Source organism: Bartonella bacilliformis Ver097 (genome assembly GCF_000709795.1).
In the GTDB taxonomy this organism is placed as follows: Bacteria; Pseudomonadota; Alphaproteobacteria; order Rhizobiales; family Rhizobiaceae; genus Bartonella; species Bartonella bacilliformis_A.
This window is the reverse complement of the sequence record NZ_KL503805.1, coordinates 172630-181487: the sequence shown is the minus strand read 5'-3', so window position 1 is coordinate 181487 and position 8858 is coordinate 172630. Positions and strand designations below refer to the sequence as shown.

Genomic DNA, 8858 nt, shown 5'->3' with positions numbered 1-8858 from the left:
ATCGCCATTCAGGGAAAAGCGTAGATGTGTTGTTGAGTGCAGGCATTTAATCTCGATTAATCCATCTTTCCCAATCAGTCCGTCAGGACTGGCTCTAGCCATTTTAAATAGGTGCCGATTTTACCCAATACGCAGCTGATTTAAGTGATAAGCTTGGGGCCTTTAAGAAAAAATAGGAGGGGTTATCCATTTTATTTGGTGCACGTTTTATGCCGGTTATCAATGATATGATTAATGCTTTTTCTTTATTGATTGATGAAAACCGCGAGCTAATTCAAATAATCATTACGGAATGGATGCAAAAAATTAAGATAAATCATGAAAGATCTGCAAAATCCTTCTTCTGATTTGAGACAGAGCTTTACAGACATCACTGAACAATTGAAAGGTTAGTTTCAGCGGATGGAACCACTTATTGGTAAAATCAGTCTCTTTAAGGTTGGCATTATGGCTCTTAGAGCTTTCATATTTGGTCATTTAATTGCATCATTGACCATGGTTGGGCTGCATTTGTTACGCTTGGCTATACAATCATGACAACCCCTATAGGCTGGATTCTAGCTGGTATGATGGCACTGATTGCTGTTGGATATATGCTTCACAAACATTGGAACAAAATTACAGTTTCTATAAGTGGATTGTGGGAGTGTGTTGCGCAAAAAATCGATAATTTAGTTGAATGGCTGTATGGGATCAATTTAGTAAAAGCAGGCGCTCATTTCATTGAAAGCTTTTGGGATGGCATAAGAAGCAGGTAGTTAGCTATGACAGAATGGCTTCATAATATGGTTCAGAAACTTACGGAGTGGATGCCTGATTTTGTAAAAAAGCTAGATTTCAACGTCAATATAAACAAAACGTCTATAGAGGTTATTAAAAATTTTACAGATGAAACAAATGCGCGAGCAAAAAGATTTGTGAACGCAACTGTTGTTTCCAATATTCCTCCTGAACAACGAGTACGGGGTGTTCAGACAGGTACAGTAGAAACGCAGCATATTGGAGGCTGCAAATATAAAGGTAGAAGCTTTTAAGGTTCCTAAACCGATTGTGATAAACAAGCCTTCTGAAATTGATGCCTCAATAAAAATCACCAATTTAAACATTATGCTCGGCAGCAACGTATAGCTATTGCTTCAAGTCTTTCGGATTAAGCACTATGGTATTGGCTTTAGGGGACTTTATCTTTTGATGTTTCATGAGTTGAACAAGGACGGCTTGGGAGAAAAGCAGCTCTTCAATTACCTGCGGTTGCGAACGCAGAGTTTTCTCTGACAGGTGTGATTTATCCAGATTTTAAAAGTGGCTATGGGCAACTAGAATATTTACGGCAAATGGCTCACGAAGGTGCACATACGCTTGTGATGGGGCAAGGACAGGTTTTGTGGGGAGATTTATCATTCTTTCCATTGATGAGAAGTAGAGCTTTTTTTACCATAACGGTCTTCCACGAAAGCAGGAATTTATCCTGCAATTGAGGGAATACGGTGAAGATGGAGTAAGCTATAGGTGATGTTTATATCATAAAAGATGGTGACATGGTTGATGCACTTTGCTGGAAATATTAATCCAAAGGGCCAGCAAGCACTTACAGTTGAGCGTGTTTATGCAGCAAACTATGGTCTTGCAGATTATGGGGTGATCTTAAAAGTGGGGATCACTATTTTCTTGTCTGCTTTGCTTTATCCTAAAGCCACACCAGTTATCAGACTTTGGAAAAGTAAAAAGTGAAGCCTTTTTACAGAATTTTCTCAGAAGGTGAAGATATCACTTATCCTTTAATGGACTATGTGACGTCAATTAAAATCACTGATGAAGCAGAAGACAAAAGCGATCGTATCACCATAGAACTTGATGATCGTGCTCGTGAAAGTGACAATGGTTTTCTTGATATTCCTTTAATTGGAGCAGTTTTTTCTGTCACTCTTGGCTATGAGGGTAGCAAAGTGCATGATATGGGGAATATTTCATTGATGAGATATGTGTAAGCAGTCCGCCACAAAGCTTGAGCATCACGTGTCGTACAGCGTTTATGAATAGTTCCTACAGAACACCTCAAAGCCAATCTTACCATCAGCAAACATTAGGGAAGATTCTTCAAGAGATAGCAGAACGTAATGGCTACACACCATAATTTGATCCCACTATTGCGCAAATTATAGTGCAGCATATTGATCAGATTGTTGAAAGCGATATGGCGCTTGCTGCTCGTCTTGCTGGAGATTATGATGCTGTAGCAAAACCTATAGATGGTCACCTTGTTCTTGCAAAACGAGGTTATGGTAAAGCCATAACCGGTGAACTCTTCCCAGGAGTAATTATTCATGAGAAGATGTGTACCTCTTGGTGTTTTGAGTATAGTGCACGAAATAAAGCCGGTGCAGCGAATAGTCTAGAAACAGAGGTTGGTGAAGATCAAAAAGCCGCTGCAGAAGTACAAGTATCAACAGTGAATGATGAAGGCCATGATTTTATCCATATGGATGGAAAGCGTTGCGCTTCCACCCAAGAGAGCAGAAAGTAGGCCGGTGAAGGATGTTCCTGAAAAAATAAGCAAGGAAAGAAAAGGGGGTGTTATAGCGATCTATCATAATTTACGTAGTGGTGATAAAAAGAGGTCAAAGTTGGTAGCCTACCTTTTCATGCGTTGAAATATACTTATCATAATCATTCAGAAGTTGTTGCTACAATTGTTGCGTATCGGAATCAATCCATGCGCGGGCGGTTATTTTTTACGTGTGATATGGGAGGAGATCCGTTTATTCAATCAGAAGCTCAGTTTATTCAAGCGCCACTTTTCCGGCTTTATATTCCAGCCATATGGTGCATCAAAAGTATAAAGCATAGTTTTTCGTGCAGTGGTGGTTATACGATGAGCATTGATTGCGAGCTGTTTGAAGAAGAGCAAGAAGACACTGTGAAAACATCACAGATATTGCTCAAAGCGATGTGTAAAGCCTTACCTTAAAAAGGACAATATGTGCGACGTTGGGAATAAAAACACTATAAATTAGCTATTTTCAAAAATGGAAATGAATAATGCCTTTCCATAAAGGGATGGGCTTTTTTTATGAGGAGAGATGTATGCGGAAAATATCCAAAGAAGGATTTGCACTCATTAAGCAATGGGAAGGATTGCGCTTGTATGCTTATCAAGATGTTATTGGTGTCTGGACAATAGGCTATGGCCATACAGCACAAGCAGGAGAACCCATTGTACAAGAGGGTATGAAGATCACTGAAAACCAAACAGAAACCATTTTGAAATGAGATTTGAAACAATTTGAGAGCACTGTTGAGCAGGCTGTTACTGTTCCTTTAACTGATGAGAAATTCGCTACTCTTGTGTCGTTTTGCTATAATGTAGGGACAGAAGCTTTTTGCAATTCTACATTTTTGAAAAAGATGAACAAAAGCGATTATGAAGCCGTCCCAGCTGAATTGCAAAAATGGATTAGGGCAGGTGGTAAACGTTTGTAATGGCTTGCTAATCGTCGGGCAGCGGAAGCTGGGCTATGGGTCAAAGGGGCTTATGTTTCTTCAAATTATCAAAAAGTAGAAATAAAAGAGCCACATCATTCTTTGAAAACAGAAGTTTTTGCACCTATCATTGGATCCTTATCAGGTTTAACAGGGCTTTTTACGGGACAAGGCCCTGTGCAATGGGCTTTAGCTTCGATTATGGTTTTGGCAGCCTGTATAGGGTGTCTTCATTGCAAAACGGTTTCAGGAAAAACGCTTATGACCTGGTTGAAAGAATATTTCCTGCTCGTATTAGCAGCTTTGGCTGCTTTTTTATGGCCTTAGTGAAAGCCTTTTGTCTTGGGCAAGAAGACTGAACAGCAAAAGCAAATGGAGCATGCATTAAAGATGGCGGTAACATGGCTTGAGGTAGAAAATGGGATCAACAGGAAAATTGATACTGATGTACGTGCTGATCTTTCTCAATGGTTGCGCAACATAATGAACGAGCGTTTTGTATTGATTTGATTGGTTATCAATTTATGTAGAACACTAAGATTTAGATATGATGAGTCCAAATTTGGTGAGAGATTTTTTAAAACATAATAAGCAAGGTAAAAATATCTGTGGTTAGCAACATAGCTAGAAAATAAAGTAACAAAAATGTAGAGCTGACAGAAGCAGAGAAAAAGCTTTTGCAAGATATGATCAGTACTTACCAGGGTATGAAAATGATGTCTCGCTTAACGAGGTGGATAGTGCTGATCATATTTTTGTTTATTCTTGATCTTGAGCGCCTTATGAATGCACTTGACACGATCTTCACACATTTGAAGTTATGGCTTGCAAAGACTTAACAGGCTATAATGAAAGAGCTCAGTTGAAACACTCTATTTCCCTTACCGAACTCTTTCATTTTTTTAACAATTTTTAATTTTCATTGGATTGCACATCTGCCACTTCCACACTGATTAATGAGAGAGCTTCTTGGAAACTCTTTATTGCCTCTTCTATCGTCTCCTTCTCCAGTGCAGTTTCTTTGAGACACGTAAAGACTTAAAGGAATCTCATTGAGATGAGCCATTTGAAAAAATGCGATTGACTGAGTTTGAATTCTAGAGCTACTGCTTTGCGAAAGTTCATGAAGCACTATATTGGGGTCTGTTATAGGGGTAAAATACCTGCTAAATTGTTCAAAAGTTGTGCCATATGTGTTTGTAGGTAATACTATGACTCCGTTCCCTGTTCTTATAATAGGCTGGGCATGACCAAGGAAGAGGCCTCGTTCACCTTGTCTGATAGCTACAGAAAACCAAAGTGTTCCAACAGGAGCATACAATATATCTCTAATCCTGCTTAGCATTTCTTCTTGATTTCTTGCAAGAGTCAAAGGCCTCCACTCATATTGAGGCAACATCGTTAATGCTACTGCACGACCTAATCTACTCATTCGTGTCATAAAATCTTCCCCTACATGATAGGGGATATCATGATTAAAACGTATAGTGTCAAGTCTTTGTGTAAGTTCAGGAAATCTAGCACGAAGTGAGGGAAATAGATCCACACCTGCTTGCGTATTAAAGAAATAACCGTTTCCGTCTTGCAAGGGTTCTCTTTGATAACGTTCTTGTAACTCAACAAGCATTTGCAGAGTCTGCACCATACAGGGGCCACAAATGCCGATTCCTTCTAAGCCTGCAGGAGTACTGCTGATAGCAATTTGCCATAGTCTGTTTATCCACGCATCAGTAAAGGTAAAATCAGGGGGTAAAGATCGTTTTACTCGTGTTTTAGCAATATTCTCCTTTTTTCCAGGAGCAGGGCAATGAGCAAGTGTATCTCCTAAATTCCCATTGACATAGCGATTCCATCGCTCCATGTCATGAGGAAAAATAAAATTAGATTTTGGAGAATTAGTTGTATCTTTTTCCAGATAACTCGGCTTAGCTGTGTAAGGAGTACCCCAATTGGGGCCGTGTTGGGTAACTCTTAAAAAATTACCTTGATAATCTGTGAGTGTCCCTTCACGCCTAGCATAAAAAACAATGTCCCAGGAAAAAATATCTCGTTGAGGAGTGACAGTATCTTTATCTTTACACAATGCCCATTTGACCCAATCCCAATTTTCTGAAGAAGATTGTTGGGAAAACATACAAGACATTGCTCCTGTGGAAGAAAAATATCTGGCAATGTGGCCATTTTCAGGATTATAGTAAAGATCAAAAACGTCTGATTTAGATCCATCGTCTGTGATGTAATATCTAGAGAAGCTAGGGCCACTTGCAAAATTCCAGCCTATAGACATTTTGAGATTAATATTCACAGGAGTAGCAACAATGTGTTCCCACCGATTCATTGTGGGAATTAAGGTATGATCGTAGTAATCATGAGGGTTTTTTGAAATATAAGTATACCATTTCGTGTCTTTAATACGAAAATTTCCCTTGGCTGTATAAAAGGCATCTTTGTTAGAGGTATTTTTTTTAATGACCCATTGTTGGTTTGGATCATTGATTACACAAGGTCTTAATACAATATAATCCCAATTAGCTGTAGATTTTCCCTCAATACCTGTAACTGAATTAGGAGCTGTCATACATAGCCAAACATTATCAACCTTCCAGGCTATTCGTTGAAAGAGGTCGTACCTGGCCAATTTAGCATAATTGCAATCCCCGATGTAAACGTAACCTTCACCTTCCACAAATGTTGGAGTATAGCAATATTCTTTCCCTGTATGGACTTTAATACGAATAGCTCTGTCACCAGGAGTTTGAGGGGGTGTTTGTATGATTTGAAGAGGGAGAGGAGCTGCCAAAGAAGTTTGAATAGTCAATAGTAAACTACAGAAAAATAAAAACGTCTTCAATTTCATTTTTTGTTTCCTTTTGCATTTTTCTCATACTGCTACTAACCAGTTAGTCAGAAAATCGCTCTTTATATCCTTGTTATGAAGGATAGAGTTTCACCAGATTTTGGATAGGATAATTTTTTTGTTTTATCCATATTGTTTGTTTTCAAGAGCTTTCATTGAATTGCACATCTGCCAACGGAACTTCCACTTCCACACTGATTAATGAAAGAAACAAGAGGATTGCGTCCATTGCCTCTTCTATGCTCTCCTTCTCCCGTACAATTGTTTTCAGATATGTAAGTGCTCAAAGGAAGTTCATCTAGCTGAGCCATTTGATAAGTCATGAGTGCATAAAGTTCTCGAGTTCCACCGAATGAAAGATGATTGAGAATTGTTTGTACATCATCTGTGGCGGTAACAGCAGTTGTGAATTGTGCCTGAGTCATATTAGCTACGTTTGTGGGGACTACTATTAGCCCTCCCTCTACTCTGAGAATAGGTTGGGCATGAGCAGTGATGCCTGTCTGGCTTGACATAATAATGCTAGAAAACCAAACTGTTCCAACAGGAGAACGCAACATTGTTCGAATGATTCTTTCCATATCGCTTCTGTTTCTCGCTAATGATGAATAAGGTCTCCAATCATATCTAGGTAACAACATTAATGCTCCTGAACGCGCTATTCTCACGGTCCGCGTAATAAAATCTTCTCCTGGATGATAAGGCAAATTATAATAAGCCGTTGTACTTTCAAGCCTTGCTGTCAGCACAGGAAATCTTTCACGAAATGAGAAAAATGGATTCATTAAATACTGCGTATTAAAGAAGTAACCTGTTCCATCTGGACGGGGCTCGCTTCTTGTTGAATAATCTTCTTGCAATTCGGCAAGCATTTGCAGAGTTTGTAATAGGCAGGTTCCACAAAAAGCAATATTATCCCTACCATGGTAACTCGTACTTACGGCGATCTCCCATAATCTTTTTATCCATGCCTCGGTGAGTTTAAAATCAGTCGGTAAAGATCGTTTCGTTCGTATATGAGAGGTATGTGCAGTACCCTTTTTTCCAGGAGCAGGGCAATAATCAAGTGTCTCCCCTAAATTGCCATTAACATAGCGATTCCATCGCGCAGTGAATGGATCAAGAGTAAAATTAGATGTTGGGGATTCTTTTGTTTCTGTCATAATGTAATGAGGTGTAGCTGTATAAGGCACACCCCAATGGGTACCGTATCGAGTGACTCTGAGCGGATTTTTATTCTGATCCAGAATGAGACCTTCATTTCCGTTTAACTGATAAATATCCCAGGAGGAAGAGGTCTTACCGAAAGTAACTTTGTCCGTGCAAGGTATCCATTCTACCCAATTCCACTTTTGAGAGGGAGATTGTGTGGAATTCATACAATAGAAGGATCCATCTTTAGGGTAATATTGCGCGAAATGACCATTTTCTGGATTATAATAAAGAGGCAGCGGAACTTTAGATACTGAAGATGAGTTATTTTGAAGATAATAGCTCCAAAAAGCAAGAGGGCTGTGAGTTACATATATCCACCTTATAAAGGTCCTGAAACTCATATTACCGGGCATAGCGACCCTGTTTATCCAAGAAGTCATTGCAGGGATTAAAGTATGATCATAATAAGCTGTTTTGTCTTTTGTAATATAAGCATACCAGCCATAGTCTTTAACACGAAATTTTTTATCGGCTGTATAAATGACATTATTTTCAATAATCCATTGTTGATTGACATCATTGATCACACAAGGTCTTAGTAAAAGATAATCCCACTTAGCTGTAGATTTTCCACCAATACCTGTAACTGAACTAGGGGCTGTCATGCACAACCAGACACCATTTATTTTCCAAGTGATTCTTCTAAACACGTCATAACGAGCCGGTTTAACGGTAGAAGAATTACAGTCATTGAGATAGATATAGCCATCTCCTTTTGTAAAGATTGGGGCATAACAATACTGGCCTGTTGTACGGGTTGTAGTAACACGAATAAATCTGTCACTCCCAGTCTCAACTTTGTGCTGTTCTGGACGAATAGGTGCAGAAAAAGAAACTTGAATAGTCAATAATAAGCTAAAGAAGAAAAATAGCAACTTCAATTGCATTTTTTATTTCCTGTGTGACATCCTTCCCGCTTTTCTGTTGATGAGTTCGTTAAAAAATCGCGCTTGATACCCAACTTTGAATAAGATAATATTTTTATGTTTTATTTATGGAGACAGAAAATAAAGAGCTTTTTCCAGAGAGGATCAGTACTTCAAGGTATGAAGATGATGTTCCGCTTAATGAGACGGATGGTATTGATAATATTTTATGATTTTTGATTTTAAGCGTCTTATGAATGCACTTGACCGATCTTCACACATTTTAAAAATGGCTCCCAAAGGTTTAAAAGGCTATGCCATTGTCCATTGAAAGAGTTTAGTAACATTCGTCTTTTTGAAAAAAACTTATCTCGCTTGATCTCGTGCCATTTCTTTATAAAACTCTTTCATTTTTCAATAACTTTTAATCTTCAATATGA

At 38.6% G+C, this 8858-nt stretch carries 6 protein-coding genes and 5 pseudogenes; 8 read left to right on the top strand and 3 right to left on the bottom strand.

All coding sequences use genetic code 11. The features are described from left to right. A pseudogene (locus H710_RS06430) lies at positions 1 to 105 on the bottom strand (lambda exonuclease family protein); the annotation flags it as partial. A 297-nt stretch (positions 106 to 402) separates the two neighbouring features. On the opposite strand from H710_RS06430, the gene H710_RS06475 reads away from it, so the two are divergent. The 8 genes and pseudogenes from H710_RS06475 (at position 403) to H710_RS06270 (ending at position 3990) form a co-directional block, all read left to right on the top strand. Beyond that, positions 403 to 537, top strand: coding sequence for a hypothetical protein (locus H710_RS06475; protein WP_280508843.1), 135 nt, complete (start codon positions 403 to 405; stop codon positions 535 to 537). After that, positions 534 to 758, top strand: coding sequence for a hypothetical protein (locus H710_RS05990; protein ID WP_052472912.1), 225 nt, complete (start codon positions 534 to 536; stop codon positions 756 to 758). Before H710_RS06475 ends, H710_RS05990 begins: the two co-directional genes overlap by 4 nt. Before the next feature lie 27 nt (positions 759 to 785). Beyond that, the gene (locus tag H710_RS05985) at positions 786 to 1034 is read left to right on the top strand and encodes a hypothetical protein (RefSeq protein WP_155367630.1); all 249 of its coding nucleotides are present in this window, start codon (positions 786 to 788) and stop codon (positions 1032 to 1034) included. A gap of 168 nt (positions 1035 to 1202) precedes the next feature. Further along, positions 1203 to 1513: pseudogene (locus H710_RS06145) on the top strand (phage tail protein); the annotation flags it as partial. Positions 1514 to 1538: 25 nt separating this feature from the next. Continuing rightward, a pseudogene (locus H710_RS05475) lies at positions 1539 to 1731 on the top strand (tail protein X). After that, positions 1728 to 2914 (top strand): annotated as a pseudogene (locus H710_RS06425) (late control protein); the annotation flags it as partial. The pseudogenes H710_RS05475 and H710_RS06425, both read left to right, overlap by 4 nt. A 170-nt stretch (positions 2915 to 3084) precedes the next feature. After that, positions 3085 to 3745: pseudogene (locus tag H710_RS06135) on the top strand (lysozyme). A 77-nt stretch (positions 3746 to 3822) separates the two neighbouring features. Further along, complete coding sequence (locus H710_RS06270) at positions 3823 to 3990, top strand: hypothetical protein (RefSeq protein ID WP_196295856.1); 168 nt, start codon at positions 3823 to 3825, stop codon at positions 3988 to 3990. 409 nt (positions 3991 to 4399) lie between these two features. Here the strand turns inward: H710_RS06270 and H710_RS05455 are convergent, their stop codons facing one another. Beyond that, positions 4400 to 6337: a DUF1561 family protein gene (locus tag H710_RS05455; RefSeq protein ID WP_041849808.1), complete on the bottom strand. Its 1938-nt coding sequence runs from the start codon at positions 6335 to 6337 to the stop codon at positions 4400 to 4402. A 152-nt stretch (positions 6338 to 6489) separates the two neighbouring features. Continuing rightward, positions 6490 to 8439, bottom strand: a complete 1950-nt coding sequence (locus H710_RS05450; RefSeq protein ID WP_041849807.1) for a DUF1561 family protein — start codon at positions 8437 to 8439, stop codon at positions 6490 to 6492. Between the last annotated feature and the right edge of the window lie 419 nt (positions 8440 to 8858).

Excerpts from the sequence above, each read along its gene's own strand:
- H710_RS06475 (WP_280508843.1), top strand. The coding sequence starts at position 403 with ATGGAACCACTTATTGGTAAAATCAGTCTCTTTAAGGTTGGCATTATG.
- H710_RS05990 (WP_052472912.1), top strand. The coding sequence starts at position 534 with ATGACAACCCCTATAGGCTGGATTCTAGCTGGTATGATGGCACTGATT.
- H710_RS05985 (WP_155367630.1), top strand. The coding sequence starts at position 786 with ATGGTTCAGAAACTTACGGAGTGGATGCCTGATTTTGTAAAAAAGCTA.
- H710_RS05455 (WP_041849808.1), bottom strand. The coding sequence starts at position 6,337 with ATGAAATTGAAGACGTTTTTATTTTTCTGTAGTTTACTATTGACTATT.
- H710_RS05450 (WP_041849807.1), bottom strand. The coding sequence starts at position 8,439 with ATGCAATTGAAGTTGCTATTTTTCTTCTTTAGCTTATTATTGACTATT.